Origin of the sequence: Thalassotalea sp. ND16A, from assembly GCF_000764205.1 — a bacterium.
In the GTDB taxonomy this organism is placed as follows: domain Bacteria; phylum Pseudomonadota; class Gammaproteobacteria; order Enterobacterales; family Alteromonadaceae; genus Thalassotalea_A.
The window spans coordinates 1-14,158 of sequence record NZ_JQDZ01000001.1; the positions used below are offsets into that span (position 1 = coordinate 1).

The 14,158-nt window shown below is 39.0% G+C and carries 18 protein-coding genes; 5 read left to right on the top strand and 13 right to left on the bottom strand.

All coding sequences use genetic code 11. The features are described from left to right. Positions 1–315: 315 nt before the first annotated feature. The 11 genes from ND16A_RS18580 to ND16A_RS18540 all read right to left on the bottom strand — a co-directional run bounded on the left by ND16A_RS18580 (position 316) and on the right by ND16A_RS18540 (position 6,512). Positions 316–627 (bottom strand): hypothetical protein, encoded by a 312-nt coding sequence (locus ND16A_RS18580; protein WP_033075698.1) that lies wholly within the window; start codon positions 625–627, stop codon positions 316–318. A gap of 445 nt (positions 628–1,072) precedes the next feature. Beyond that, complete coding sequence (locus ND16A_RS18575; protein WP_033075699.1) at positions 1,073–1,402, bottom strand: DMT family transporter; 330 nt, start codon at positions 1,400–1,402, stop codon at positions 1,073–1,075. 125 nt (positions 1,403–1,527) lie between these two features. Continuing rightward, complete coding sequence (locus ND16A_RS18570; RefSeq protein WP_033075700.1) at positions 1,528–1,860, bottom strand: hypothetical protein; 333 nt, start codon at positions 1,858–1,860, stop codon at positions 1,528–1,530. A 139-nt stretch (positions 1,861–1,999) separates the two neighbouring features. Further along, the gene (locus ND16A_RS0118585) at positions 2,000–2,236 is read right to left on the bottom strand and encodes a hypothetical protein (protein ID WP_033075701.1); all 237 of its coding nucleotides are present in this window, start codon (positions 2,234–2,236) and stop codon (positions 2,000–2,002) included. 768 nt (positions 2,237–3,004) lie between these two features. Beyond that, entirely contained in the window at positions 3,005–3,229 is a 225-nt protein-coding gene (locus ND16A_RS18565; RefSeq protein ID WP_033075702.1) for a DUF6429 family protein, read from the bottom strand. Positions 3,230–3,373: 144 nt separating this feature from the next. After that, complete coding sequence (locus ND16A_RS21430; protein ID WP_200880781.1) at positions 3,374–3,550, bottom strand: hypothetical protein; 177 nt, start codon at positions 3,548–3,550, stop codon at positions 3,374–3,376. Positions 3,551–3,708: 158 nt separating this feature from the next. Further along, positions 3,709–3,942, bottom strand: coding sequence for a hypothetical protein (locus ND16A_RS18560; RefSeq protein WP_033075703.1), 234 nt, complete (start codon positions 3,940–3,942; stop codon positions 3,709–3,711). 139 nt (positions 3,943–4,081) lie between these two features. Next, complete coding sequence (locus tag ND16A_RS21580) at positions 4,082–4,522, bottom strand: topoisomerase DNA-binding C4 zinc finger domain-containing protein (RefSeq protein ID WP_033075704.1); 441 nt, start codon at positions 4,520–4,522, stop codon at positions 4,082–4,084. Positions 4,523–4,527: 5 nt separating this feature from the next. After that, positions 4,528–4,878 (bottom strand): hypothetical protein, encoded by a 351-nt coding sequence (locus tag ND16A_RS18550; protein WP_033075705.1) that lies wholly within the window; start codon positions 4,876–4,878, stop codon positions 4,528–4,530. Positions 4,879–5,357: 479 nt separating this feature from the next. Next, positions 5,358–5,552 carry a hypothetical protein gene (locus ND16A_RS18545; RefSeq protein WP_033075706.1) on the bottom strand — a complete coding sequence of 65 codons (195 nt, stop codon included), beginning with the start codon at positions 5,550–5,552 and terminating at the stop codon, positions 5,358–5,360. A gap of 777 nt (positions 5,553–6,329) precedes the next feature. After that, complete coding sequence (locus ND16A_RS18540; protein WP_033075707.1) at positions 6,330–6,512, bottom strand: hypothetical protein; 183 nt, start codon at positions 6,510–6,512, stop codon at positions 6,330–6,332. Positions 6,513–6,775: 263 nt separating this feature from the next. On the opposite strand from ND16A_RS18540, the gene ND16A_RS18535 reads away from it, so the two are divergent. Beyond that, positions 6,776–7,741, top strand: a complete 966-nt coding sequence (locus ND16A_RS18535) for an integron integrase (protein WP_033075708.1) — start codon at positions 6,776–6,778, stop codon at positions 7,739–7,741. A 62-nt stretch (positions 7,742–7,803) separates the two neighbouring features. On the opposite strand, the gene glmU is transcribed toward ND16A_RS18535, so the two are convergent. Then, positions 7,804–9,168, bottom strand: coding sequence for a bifunctional UDP-N-acetylglucosamine diphosphorylase/glucosamine-1-phosphate N-acetyltransferase GlmU (gene glmU, locus ND16A_RS18530; protein ID WP_033075709.1), 1,365 nt, complete (start codon positions 9,166–9,168; stop codon positions 7,804–7,806). Between the two features lie 270 nt (positions 9,169–9,438). On the opposite strand from glmU, the gene ND16A_RS18525 reads away from it, so the two are divergent. Further along, positions 9,439–10,332, top strand: coding sequence for an aspartyl protease family protein (locus tag ND16A_RS18525; protein ID WP_033075710.1), 894 nt, complete (start codon positions 9,439–9,441; stop codon positions 10,330–10,332). A 32-nt stretch (positions 10,333–10,364) separates the two neighbouring features. Here ND16A_RS18525 and ND16A_RS18520 read toward each other — a convergent pair whose 3' ends face one another. Next, positions 10,365–11,327, bottom strand: coding sequence for a choice-of-anchor H family protein (locus ND16A_RS18520; RefSeq protein WP_152593759.1), 963 nt, complete (start codon positions 11,325–11,327; stop codon positions 10,365–10,367). Positions 11,328–11,651: 324 nt separating this feature from the next. Between ND16A_RS18520 and ND16A_RS0118590 the strand changes: the two genes are divergently transcribed. Genes ND16A_RS0118590 through ND16A_RS18510 form a run of 3 tightly spaced genes read left to right on the top strand, consistent with a single transcriptional unit; the run spans position 11,652 to position 14,002 of the window. Continuing rightward, complete coding sequence (locus tag ND16A_RS0118590; protein WP_052072758.1) at positions 11,652–11,948, top strand: PepSY domain-containing protein; 297 nt, start codon at positions 11,652–11,654, stop codon at positions 11,946–11,948. A 13-nt stretch (positions 11,949–11,961) separates the two neighbouring features. Further along, complete coding sequence (locus tag ND16A_RS18515) at positions 11,962–12,639, top strand: response regulator transcription factor (protein ID WP_033075711.1); 678 nt, start codon at positions 11,962–11,964, stop codon at positions 12,637–12,639. Beyond that, positions 12,632–14,002, top strand: coding sequence for an ATP-binding protein (locus tag ND16A_RS18510; RefSeq protein ID WP_052072759.1), 1,371 nt, complete (start codon positions 12,632–12,634; stop codon positions 14,000–14,002). Before ND16A_RS18515 ends, ND16A_RS18510 begins: the two co-directional genes overlap by 8 nt. Positions 14,003–14,158 lie beyond the last annotated feature (156 nt).

Consider the following 14,158-nt stretch of genomic DNA (forward strand, 5'->3'; position numbering starts at 1 on the left):
TGAACACCGATTCCGGAAAATCATGAAAAAGTGTTCACGATGAAACCGGAATGACTGTTCACGTTAAACCAGAATAGGTGTTCACGATGGGCCGGAATGACTGTTCACGATGCTCCGGAATATGCAAATTACAAAGTGGTGATATGAAGATTAATACCACTCCGATTACCTTTAATATATCCATTTGGTGCATATTCTCCTAGAAAGCTAACGCCTCAATAAGAGGCTTTTAATTGTTGGCTATAATGTGAAGCGAAGCGGAACTCAGCCAACGGTTAAAAGTCCTGCTTGATTGCCTTGTTAGGCATTTAATACCTATACCTTATTTGGGTTTGTATGATTTTGAAACTCTTCGCTTAATTGTTTGACCAATTCTTCATCTGCAAACCCTTCTCTTCTAATCATAAGCAGTTGAAGCCATGCCTTAGAGCGACTGTGACCATCAAATAAATCAGCTATCTTTCGATTACTTTTATCAATATGTTCATAGAGATTTAGATATCTTTTGTGAGCATCATCATTTTTATTTGAAATAACACTTTGTGATTTCTCTAGAACTGAGCTGCAACACTTTTCAATCGCTTTATCTTTAATCTGAATAAATATTTTCCAATCAGATTCTTTCATCAATAAACTCCTAGTTCCAAAAACACACTAACAAGATGCCTAACGCCAAGCTAAGCTGCAATTAATGATGGCATGTGGTTTTGCGTTTTTTGCAAAAGCCGTGACAGCGTTAATTGTCTACTTGAGCGCCTTGTTAGTATGCTACGCCACGCTTCCGCCAGTTTACTGGCCATAAGATATTGGTAAACATACGATTTATTTTAATTAATACACTGTACTTAAAAAGATAGGAAAAGGGAATGTTACGATTTGGAAGCGCTGGTTTGAAAATTTACCTACCTGGATTTACAACCAAACTTTGACTCGAAAACGATCCCTGTTTTACCTTGAAAAGAACTTACATACTAACGCCCATTTAAGGGGCTGATAATTGCTTGCTAAAATGTGAAGCGAAGCGAAACCGAGCAAACTGTTAACAGTCCCGCTTGAAATTTTTGTTATATTTTTAATGACTCACTGTTTTTGAGAAAACATTAATTACTATTACACCAGCCAAAATTAAGAGCATCCCAATAACTGCTGCGACATCAGGTATTTGTTTGTACATTACAGCACTTATTGATGCAATTAATACGATTCCCATGCCGGCCCAAATAGCATAAGCGATACCAACAGGAACAGTTTTGAGCACTAAGGATAAGAAATAAAATGCAACGGCATAACCAATGATACAAGCAGCACTAGACGTTGAATGAGAGAAACCATCTGATGCTTTAAGTGCTAATGTTGCGATCACTTCAGCACCAATAGCTATTGCTAAATACCAGTAACCCATACTCAATCCTCGATAAAAATATAACGCTTTGCTAAGGGGCAATTGACTGTTGGCTATACTGACGCGAAGCGGCCAGCCAACTGTTAATTGTCCCAGTGAGTTTACGAACGAACTTGAGCAACTTGTTATACATTCTTACCCAACTCGATAATCCAATTTACTAGTGGCTTTATTTCTTTTACGTAGCCTAATGCCTTTGATAGCTTAGATTTTCTTATGACGGATTCCTGGTTTTCAATAGATTGGTTTTGTAATGCTTTTGCTAAGCCCACAATCTCATTGGGAGTCATGGTTTTTACCACATCACGAAAAATAGCTACGTTTTCGTCTGTTACAAAGTCAATTGAGTTACCAGTGAATTCCATTTCAACCCCGTTCATTTCAACGGATTCATAGTTTTTAATTGAACCACCATTTGCAGCCTTTATTTTTACATTCTGCATTATGATTTTTGCCATAAATTGATTTCCTATCTGATGAGCCTAATTGAATGTATAACGCCAAGCTAAGAGGCGCATAAATACTTGGCTAAAATTAGTGAGGCACGAACGCAAGCCAAGTGTTTTGCGTCCTGCTTGAGCGCTTTGTTAAGTGTAATCACTCCCCCAATTCGCCTAGGTAGTAGGGTTTTGATCCGTTATTAGGAACAGCAATATATTTAGCCGATCCTATTCGGGGAGCTTGAAATAATTTAAACCTAAAGAATGTGCAATTTTCTTTGTTTTCATACGTATCAGGCCAATAAATTGCATTGGGCAACTCGGATAGTTTAACTTTTTCAAGTAAAACATTTTCACTAAGAAAATCTCGAGCAACCTTTTCGATTATATCCATACTGAAATTACACTTAACGCCTCAATAAGAGGCTAATGATGCTGGCATTGCTTTTGCGCTTTTTGCAAAAACTATGACAGCGTTATTTGTCCTGCTTGATTGCCTTGTTATGAGATTGCTGACTGACAACTTTGTAGTTAACTTACAACAGCTTAACTTTTACAACAAGACACGAATTTATACTTTTAGTACCACTACTACCCATACTTTGTATTCAGTTTTAGAAACAATACCGGGGTTTAAAAATACCAACCACACTTGAACTTACTTAGAATTCAACGCTGCGGTGATTACAAAACAATTTGCCTAAACTCCTTAATTTTCACTTGGATTTAGTGGTACCTCATAACACTAAGCTAATGTGCAAATAGAGATGGCATGTAGTTTTGCGTCTTTTGCAAAAGCCATGACAGCTTTATTTGTCATTATTGAGCGCCTTGTTAGTATGCTACACCACGCTTCCGCCAGTTTACTGGCCATAAGATATTGGTAAACATACGATTTATTTTAATTAATACACTTTACTTAAAAAGATAGGAAAAGGGAATATCACGATTTGAGAAGCGCTGGTTTGAAAATTTACCTACCTGGAATAACAACCAAACTTTGACTCGAAAACGATCCCTGTTTTACCTTGAAAAGAACTTACATACTAACACCAAGCTAAGCTGCAATTAATGATGGCATGTGGTTTTGCGTTTTTTTGCAAAAGCCGTGACAGCGTTAATTGTCTACTTGAGCGCCTTGTTATAAAACAAAACATGCGCTTTACTTGGAAAATAATTTATTAAAAAGCTCTTCTGATTTCTTAAGACCTTCATCAGTTAAGCAAACAGATTTAGACTTGCCTTTAGGGTCACAAATAAATCCTTTTTCGAAAAGCCTATTTGTTACACCCCAATCCATTTGTTTCCAGGCACGATATTTTTCGTGGATGGTTAAATAAAATAAAGCTAATGCTGCCTCATCTATTTTATCTTCATCGATCTCCATATGACCTCCAGATTTTGATTGGTTTATAACGCCCAATTAAGGGGCTTTTTGTAGTAGGCTAAAATGTGTAGCGAAGCGGAACCGAGCAAACTACAACAAGTCCCGCTTTAATTACTTGTTATGTTTTTTACTGCTTCGATTTAGTTAACTAAATAAACTTGCTAGCCAATCGAATGTTAGAATTGTTGTAAAAACCTTTAATCCTACGATAGCTATAAATAGGAATATTAAAGCGACTTTAACTTTTTTACTTTGAATGTTATTCCAAAATAATAACTTGGCCTTAACTTCGCCTTTTACTTCATCTATAGCTTCTTTCATAAAATACCTTTTTATTAACCAACAACTAAATATTAAAGCCAAACCTTAATAACAACATAACGCCTCAATAAGAGGCAAAAAATAGTTGGTTAAAATAAGCGACGTAGGAGCAAAACCAACTGTTTTTTGTCCTGCTTGATTGCCTTGTTATATGCCGACTACTCTTTAGTTGATACTGTACCTTTTACGGTAACAAGTAAATCAACAAGTACCTTTTGAAATATATACATACAACCACCAATTGAAAAAATAATAATTAGAATTGGAGAAATAGGATCATTTTCGAAAAAATAAATATTAATTATCTTTAATATTAGTATTAAGATAGCCAGACCAATAATAGGTTTAACACTATGCGTATTTATGGATTTTGCGATATCTTTTTCAGTCATCAAGTACTCCCTTTGATGATTAATCGCCTACGTATTTAGGCAATATAACGCCTAAATAACAGGCAAAAAATAGTTGGCTAAAATAAGTGAACGGAGTGAACAAAAAGCCAACTGTTTTTTGTCCTTGTTGATTTTCTTGTTAGCTGCCGATGTTCACGATACCTTTACACCGAGGGAAAGCTGAACAACCCCAAAAACTTTTACCTGCATAACTACCTTTTTTGGCAATGCGTAAGTCCATATTTGAACCACATGCAGGGCAAACTGGTTTTGTTGTATTACTTTGAAAATTTATATCTTTTTCTTCTCTGCGCATAGTTCGTTGCGTAGCACTTCTTGTATGTCTAGGGTTTTTAGGTGGATCTGGTAAAACTTTAGTGACAAAAAAATATGATGCTATTGGAAAGCCTATTATCCATAAATTCGCAATTCGCTTTTCTTCTTTATTAAATTTACTATTCCAGCCATGCTTACAGTTTCCGTGTTTGCAAGAATCCCGAACATAATTATTAGCAAGTACAAAACCAATTAAATAAATCACGACTAAGGCAATTGTGATATTTTCACGAATATTTTTCATATTGCTTATTCGGAAGGAAATTTAATCGAGGAGCATTTGTATTTAAAATACAGCATTTGTATCATTTCAGGCGCTTGCTCATCACTAATACCTTTGCTTTTTACCTCTTTTTCTAAATTACTCATCATACTATTGAATAGTTTTTGCTTATATTCTTCACTAGCACCTAGCTTGTTAGCCGCTCTTAAATGCTTTACAGCTGTTGACTCCCATGCTTCTTTATTTGCTTTAGGATTATGTGTAGCAGCAGTAGCAAAAGTACTACAATAAATATGCATATCCATTTCAGCTAATTTCTCTTCACTGGCAAATGCAGCTATCGAAAAGAAAAAAGCTATATAAATTAAACGATACAAATCAACTCCTATTGGAAAATTGCTGCAAATTTGGTTAAGGCAGCTAACGCTAAGCTAATGTGCAAATAGAGATGGCATGTGCTTTTGCGTCGTTTGCAAAAGCCATGACAGTTTTATTTGTCACTATTGAGCGCTTTGTTAGTATGCTACACCACGCTTCCGCCAGTTTACTGGCCATAAGATATTGGTAAACATACGATTTATTTTAATTAATACACTGTACTTAAAAAGATAGGAAAAGGGAATGTTACGATTTGAGAAGCGCTGGTTTGAAAATTTACCTACCTGGATTTACAACCAAACTTTGACTCGAAAACGATCCCTGTTTTACCTTGAAAAGAACTTACATACTAACGCCGTTTTAAGCGGCTTGTAATTGTTTGCTAAAATGAGCAGCGAAGCGGAACCGAGCAAACTGTTACGAGTCCGACTTGAAAACCCTTGTTAGGTGTAAAATACCACCAACACTTAGACTAAATTTAAGTTTTAAAAAGTCCAGGCTTATTAATAGATAAATACAGAAAAACTGATATAGAAAGAGTACCTAAACTTTTGATAATTGGAAAACCTAAATTTAATGTAACTGCGTAATAAGCAATATCTGCTATAGAAAATATTGCTAAAAGAATAGCAAGAGCGTTTACGAATTTGGCTAATTTAGTTGAATCTGACATATAAATCCCTTTACACCTAACGCTAAGCTAATGTGCAAATAGAGATGGCATGTGGTTTTGCGTCTTTTGCAAAAGCCATGACAGCTTTATTTGTCACTATTGAGCGCCTTGTTAGTATGCTACACCACGCTTCCGCCAGTTTACTGGCCATAAGATATTGGTAAACATACGATTTATTTTAATTAATACACTGTACTTAAAAAGATAGGAAAAGGGAATGTTACGATTTGAGAAGCGCTGGTTTGAAAATTTACCTACCTGGATTTACAACCAAACTTTGACTCGAAAACGCTCCCTGTTTTACCTTGAAAAGAACTTACATACTAACGCCCCACTAAGAGGCAAATAATAGTTGGCTAAAATAGAGAGCGAAGCGAACAAAGCCAACTGTTATTTGTCCTGCTTGAGTGGCTTGTTAGCAGCAAGTTTAATTAAGAACACTTACACCACCAAAAACACTCATACTAAATTGACGGATGGCAGAAACCAAAAATACTAAAGCACCACTTCGCCACAAACCTCGATTGATAAACAATAACAAATAATGATTACCAATCAATTTAAAACTAAAAGTTGCCACAAAAAAGGAAGAAAAGAGAAAAGCACCAATCCTTTGATGTGAAATATTGAGTTAGCCAAACACTTTAAAAAATGAACAAGTGGTGCCTGCTAACGCCCCACTAAGAGGCAAATAATTATTGGCTAAAATGTGCGACGCAGGAGCAACAGCCAATTGTTATTTGTCCTGCTTGAGTGGCTTGTTATATGCCAACTACACTATTTAGCTAGCTCTATTAACACTGTATAGGAATATATACCACCAAACAAAGATAAATTAGGAATGATGGATTTAACAAACCAGCCATCTTTATTTAATGCTGCAATCTTATTATTTAAAGCATTGATATCTATTTGACTAGACCAGAAGGTTTTCTTTTTGAATTCTATAATACGTTGCAATTGAGTATCCTTACTTTATTTTAATCGCCAATATTAGAATGGCATATAACAATTTATTAGTTAGCAAAAAGCTTTTGTATTATCGAGCTTTTTGCCTCATATAATTTTTAATTTTATTTAAATTATCATCTTATCCTTTGTTTTTCCAACTGATTAGTCTTTCTTTTATTTAATAAATATGACTTTTTGCCTTCTATCATGAATTAGCGTCTTCAAGTTTCTATATCTATACTCAAGCAAAAGGAATTAAAGGGGTTTTACGGATGAAATCTGAATATTTAAAGTCTATAGAAAGGCATATGTGGACGCTAAGGTATGCCAAGCGAACCATTGAAACATACCTTTACTGGATTAAAGCATTTATCATTTACAGTGATAAAAAACATCCTCTTGAATTACACAATGTCGATGTTGAATATTTTTTAAGTTATTTAGCCAACGAACGCCATGTTACGCCTAAAACTCAAGCTATAGCATTAAATGCCTTGGTGTTTTTATATAAGGAAGTCATTAAAAAGCCTTTAACTTTGAAGTTAAATTTCAACTTGAGCAGTAATAAAAGCAAACTTCCTGTGGTGTTAACCAGAGCAGAAATAAAAATATTGCTTAAAGTTGTGAATGCCAACTTAGCTTTACCATGTAAGTTGATGTATGGCAGTGGTTTACGGCTAATGGAGGTGAGCCGCCTAAGAATACAAGACATTGACTTTGATTATAGCGCCATTAAAGTTTGGAATGGCAAGGGCGGTAAACATCGAGTTGTGACGCTGGCCGAACAATTACTGCCACAGCTAAAGCAACAAATAGAAGCTGCTCGACTTTATTACCAATTAGATTTGGAGAACCCAAACTATTCAGGGGTGTGGTTACCGTTTGCGTTGGCAAGAAAATATCCGGAGGCTGCCAGAGATTTTGCATGGCATTATTTGTTTCCTTCATCAAGGTTGAGCATTGACCCAGAAAACCACTTACTTCGTAGGCATCATATTGATTCTACTTGTCTTAGAAAAGCGCTGAAAAGTGCAGCAAAGCAAGCAGGCTTACAAAAACAAGTAACCTGTCATACCTTACGGCATTCGTTTGCCACCCATTTACTTGAACGCGGGGCTGATATTCGTACAGTACAGGAACAACTCGGTCATAGTGATGTGCGTACCACACAAATATACACACATGTGATTGAGCGCGGCGCGAGTGGGGTGCTTAGTCCTTTATCTGATTTACTCTAAAGGTATCAATTAAAAGCAAAAAGCCGGCATCTGCCGGCTAGGTTTTAATCATTTCAGATGGCTTATTTTGCTTTCTTTGTGGGTCTTGCCCAGCCTTGAATGTTGCGCTGTTTGGCACGAGATACCGCTAAGGTATTATCTTCCACGTCTTTGGCAATGGTTGAACCTGCACCCGTTGTTGCCATTTCGCCAATCGTTACCGGCGCCACCAATGAAGCATTAGAGCCAATAAAGGCACCATCTTTGATGATGGTTTTTGATTTGTTTACGCCATCATAATTGCAGGTAATGGTACCGGCACCAATGTTTACTTTTTTGCCAATGTCGCTATCGCCTAAATAGGTTAAGTGGCCAGCCTTGGCACCTTCGCGCATGGTGGTATTTTTCATTTCAACAAAATTACCCACATGCGAGCCGGCTTTCATTTCTGTGCCCGGGCGAATTCTGGCAAAAGGTCCGGCGGAACAGTTTTCACCTATAGTGGCATTTTCAATAATGCTGTTTGGCTTTATGCTGGCGCCTTGGCCTATTTGGCTATTAATGATAATACAGTTGGCACCTATGGCTACGTCATCCGCCAAGCTAACATTGCCTTCAAAAATACAGTTCACATCAATTTGCACTTCACTGCCAACGGTAACTTTGCCGCGGATGTCAATTCGGTTTGGATCACGCAAGCTAGCGCCGGCAATCATCAATTCTTCCGCTTTTCTCAATTGATAAGCGCGCTCAAGGTTGGCCAGTTGTACACGGTTGTTCGCGCCTTCCACTTCCACTTCCGTATCAGGGTGAGCAGTATGTATCGATTTATTTTCACCATGCGCCATGGCAATAATATCGGTTAAGTAGTATTCGCCCTGAGCGTTTTCGTTGGAAAGGTTGCCTAACCAGCGTTTTAAATCACCACCATTGGCTAGCAAAATACCGGTATTGCATTCGGTTATTTCTAATTGCTCGGCAGTGGCATCTTTTTGTTCAACAATGCCCACCACATTGCCACCTAGGCGTTCAATTCGGCCATAGCCGGTTGGATTGGCTAAGTTCACCGTAAGTAGGGCCATGCCACCGTCTTGTTTGGCGTTGATCAGTTTTTCAATGGTCGATACTTTGGTTAATGGTACGTCACCATATAGCACTAACACGTCTTCATCATCTTTTAGGTAGGCGCTTGCCATATCCACCGCATGGCCGGTGCCTAATTGCTGTGCTTGCTCTACAAACGTTAGGTCATCACCTTGTATGCGTTGTTGCAATAATTCGCCACCAAAACCATAAACCAGATAAATATTATCGCTATTCACCATGCGGGCAGAATCAATAACATGCTCAACCATAGATTGATGAGCAACTGGGTGTAATACTTTGGGTAGGTTTGAACGCATTCGGGTGCCTTTACCCGCTGCTAAGATAACCACTGAAAGAGACATAAAATTTCCGTTTTAACTTTGCTTTTATTCGTAATGGGCCGTATTTTAGCCTTGTTTGTCATAAATTTCTAATACCTTTAAGCAATAACACGGTAATTAAAGTGGCGCTGCAACTTTCCTGGGCCCAAACAATAAATACTGCCTGCCAGTGATCCGTTCAAACACCTTCCTAAGCGTTAATTACCTTATGGATAAATAAACCAAAGTGCTATTGAATTGCACCTGGTTATCGTTTTAAATGGTGGCCACAATAATAATCAAGGATGAAAAATGAACACCTTAAAAAGTACCTTTTTACTAATCATCACCCTGTACAGCCAACACGCACTCGCTGAGTGGGTGCCGTTTGAACTAGTCAATAACCATATCACCATCAACATCAAAGTTGCCGGGCAACCGGTAAAAGCTATTCTCGATAGCGGCGCAAATATTAATTTAATTAATCAGCAGTTTGTCGACCAATTTGGTGAAGATTTCACCAGAACCGGCAAAGTAACGACTACCGGGGTTAATGGTAAGCGAGATTTACCTTTGTATAGCCGAATTCCTATTGAGATGTTTAACGCCTCATTTACCATAGATAAAGTTGCTTCTGGTTATTTAGGCGATATTACTTTTCTGTTTGGTTCCAGCTTCTTTAAAAACTTTATTGTGCAAATTGATTACCCAAAATCAATGATCCAGCTTCTTCCCAAGAAAGCCATAGATCTGAGAAAGTTTGCTAATGTCGATATGCGCAAAGAACGAGGTAGCGATCTACCCGCGATTCAAGTGCTGGCCAATGGTAAGAAAATTTGGCTAACCTTCGATACTGGCAATAATTCTGGCATATTTCTCAAGCGCAGTGTGGCTATCAGTAATAACTTTATCGGTGATAAAAAAGTGGAGCAAACCGCCGTCCAAGGGATCAATAAAAAATCGTCTACCGAAAGTTTTTTCATAGACACGCTTAAAATTGGTCCTTATGAGTTAGAAAATATCCCGGTTACAATTCCGGCAGAGGGTGTAGCGGTAAATATCGGTCGCACAAAAAATTCTACGCCCACGGGGAGCAGCATTAAACAAGGGGTAAAAACGAAAGGGATCATTGGTTATGATGTCTTGCGTCACTTCTTGGTAACTATCGATTATACCAATTATCGGGCGCATATCATCGCGCAATAATGTCAGCTTCGGCTTACCGTATTATTACAACCCTAACGGTGATATTTGGCTCTGCTTAAGGCAAAGCCAAATAACGCCAATAATAAGCCAAATGAAATACTGCCACCATGATGGTGATCGTCGTCGTAATCATCTTCATAGTCATGATCATAATCATCGCTTTCTAGCGGCAGTGCGTATAATGAGTCGCTGTCATCCGAACTGAATGTGGCAACAATCCCGGGATAGTCAGCCTCGTACAAATCGATTAACACATCATATTCATCGCTATAGTAGCCTTCATAAAGAGTAGTCATCACCTCGTATTCATCATCAATATTTTCACCAATAATTTCAAACACATCGGTGCTAAAGTAATGGGTCCATGGCCCACCATCCTGGCTTAAATATAATTCGGCATAAACATAGGCGACCTCAAATGGGTTGCTACTTATCACGTCCGCATCAAAGACTACGCTAAAGGTTTGGTAATAACCGTCCTGGTCTAAGTCGTCGAATAAAAAACTGCTGGCATCATAAATCGCGAACTCGTGAAAATAGCCTTTACTGGCTAACTTACTCGTGCTGCTTTTGGTGTTAGTGCGGGCAAAATTTAATGCTTTCTCAGCTTGCATCTCGCTTCTGCTTTTGCCGCTGCTTTTACCTAGAGTTTGATCAGTAATCGCAATCGTTCTGCTCTCTTTGGCAAATTGTGCTCGAGATTCAGTGCTAAAGTTTTTGTTTAATTGCCCATAAGAAACCGTTTTTGCTCCGTTCTCTGTTGTTGGCTCTGCCGCATGCACCTGATTAAAGCCAAACATAAACAATACGCTTTGAATCACTAAAAGAAACAGCAAGACCGCTAGCGTGGTTAACAAAAATTTGTCGGTAAAATTGAATTTATTTGGGCAATGCAGTTTTTCTGCCCAAGTGGTTTTTTTGGCCCAAACCGATTTTTTCGGTTGTTTGTGCTTTGCTGGCCATGAGTGCTGCTGCAATAGGTTTAATTGAGTCATAGCATTTACCTTTAATGTGTTTGCTTTACCCATATTTAACGCCATTGAAACTGAACACTCGCTGAACGGTGTTTTTTTACTGATGAATTTGCGCTATCGCTGTTGTTCAGGGATGAACTGTATACAGAATAACCATGGATGGATAAAATTCTGCGCTGTTCAGCAAATATTCAGCTTATGTTTTATATGCTGTAACCTCTCATCCGCCATTATCTTTACTAAATGTTTGATATTGCATAAACAAGCGGGTTTATTTAAATGTGTCAATCTTCTACACTGGGCTTAGTAATAAGCTCACACGATTAACTTGTTTAGGTGTAATTCATGAAAACTGTTGTCATTTTTATCTTTGCTTGTGTCTTTGCCTCACCGCTTAGTGTTGCTAAGTTGCAACTAGATATTGAGCAAAATAACGCAAGAGTACACATCGAAAGAACTGCAGCAAACAAGGTTAAAAGCTCAAAGCAAGCGGCCAAAATGGTCAAGCAACGCTACGGCGGTAAAGTGTTAAGTGTAAAAGGGATGAAAGATAAATCGGGCTATCGGGTAAAGCTGCTGAAGAAAGATGGCCATATTATTTCGGTGTATGTGAATGCAAAAACCGGAAAAATACAGGGCTAATTCAGGTATCACTATGCGCTTATTATTGGTTGAAGATGATTTACACTTACAGCAGCACTTAAATAGTCACCTGGTCAAAGCCAACTATTTGGTCGATCTGGCCAGTGATGGTGAAACCGGGCTATTTCAAGGCACTGAATATCCATACGACGCCGCCATTATTGATATCGGCCTGCCCAAAATCGACGGTATTAGCTTAATTAAAACCCTGCGCGCGCAGCATATCGATTTTCCCATTTTAATTTTAACGGCGCGTGACCATTGGCAGGATAAAGTCTCAGGGTTAGACGCGGGCGCCGACGACTATTTGGTCAAGCCGTTTCAGGTGGAAGAATTACTTGCCCGGTTAAATGCCTTAATCCGCCGTTCTGTTGGCCAGGCGAGTCCAATTATCAGTAACGGTCCTCTGCAAATTAATACCAAAAGTTTGGAAGTAAAAGTGGCGGAGCAAACCATCCAGTTAAGCAGCTCAGAATACAAATTACTGGAATATTTGCTGTTGCATGTTGGTGAAGTAAAATCAAAAGCCGAATTGACCGAGCATATATATAATGAAGATTTCGATTTAGACTCTAACGTGATTGAAGTGTTTGTCCGGCGTTTACGCAAAAAACTCGATCCACAAGGGCAATACGGTTTTATCGAAACCCTGCGCGGCCATGGTTACAAACTCAAACAGCTTAATGAGTAAGTCATTGACTAGCTTTTTCCAACGCGGCAAACTCTGGCTCAATTCCCTGCAAGCACGAATAATGCTAAGCGCCTTATTAATCATTATGCTGGTACTGCCCAGCCTTGGCTTTATTCTGGATAATGCTTTTAGCGAACAAGTGCAAAGCTCGGTTCGCAATGAATTAACCGCCTATAGCTATTCAATTCTTGCCGTTGCCGAAGTTGAGCAACAACAGCTGATCATGCCGGATGCATTATTAGACAACCAGTTTAGCGTCAATGAGTCGGGTTTGTATGCATTAATCTCTAATAGCGAAAACGGTGAGACCTTGTGGGCATCGCCGTCACTGTTAGGGGTTGAACAACCCAAAGCGCTATTCATGCCGGCACTTGGCGACAGCAGCTTTAAGCCACTGCAATTAGCCGGAAAAAAACATCTGGTGTACAGTTTTACCGTCAGCTTTACTGATGCTTTAAACGATGAATATCCTTATCAGCTTACCTTGCACATTATCAAAGATCTGTCCGAATTTGATGCCATGCTCCAGCAATTTAAATACACCTTATGGTGGTGGATGTTATTGCTCACCCTGGTTTTAGTAGTGGTGCAATTTGTCTGGCTCAGTTTCACCTTAAAGCCATTTAAAAGTATCGAGAAAGAACTGAAACAGGTAGAGCAGGGCAAAGCCCATACCGTAAAGGGCAGTTATCCATTAGAGCTAAGTCGCGTTGCCAACCGGATGAATACGTTATTGGCAACCGAGCAAAATCAGCGTAAGCGCTACCGTAATGCCTTGTCAGACTTGGCGCACAGCTTAAAAACGCCGCTGGCGGTTATGCAAACGCAAGACGAATTATCTGACACCTCACAGCAACAGTTATCGGTAATCAATAAAACCATCGAACATCAATTAAAACGGGCGCAAAGTGGCGGTGAGTCGGCCTGGCACGTGGGCATCAAGATAAAACCTATCGTCACGAAATTGGTCACTACTTTAAATAAAATTTACCAGTCAAAACAAATCACCATCAGTTGTGATGTTGATCAAGACGCGGTATTTAAAGGCGAAGAGGCCGACTTATTGGAAATTTTAGGCAATTTGCTCGATAACGCCAGCAAAGCGGCGAAACAACATGTTGCCTTAACGGTAAGCCAGAACAATAAGCAGTTGTTGCTCAGCATCAATGATGATGGCGTTGGTATTAGCCCGGAGCAAAGCCAGTTAATACTAAACCGCGGCACTCGCGCCGATACCTACCAAGAAGGTCATGGCATCGGCTTAGCCATAGTCAGAGACTTACTGGCCAGTTATAAAGGCGAACTAAACATCAGCCGCAGCGAAACCCTCGGCGGCGCCCAATTCACCATAACCTTCAAGTGAAGCGTTAGTGCCATCCTGAACTAAACTTCCGTCATATAAAAGAAGAAGCCCCTAAATAAATTATTACTTAAGGGCTAAGCTAGAGTGAGAAGAAGAGGCTAAGACGTCAAAAGCTTTTAGCTTCTCGGGATGCAAAAGCCTCTTCTTACTCTAGCG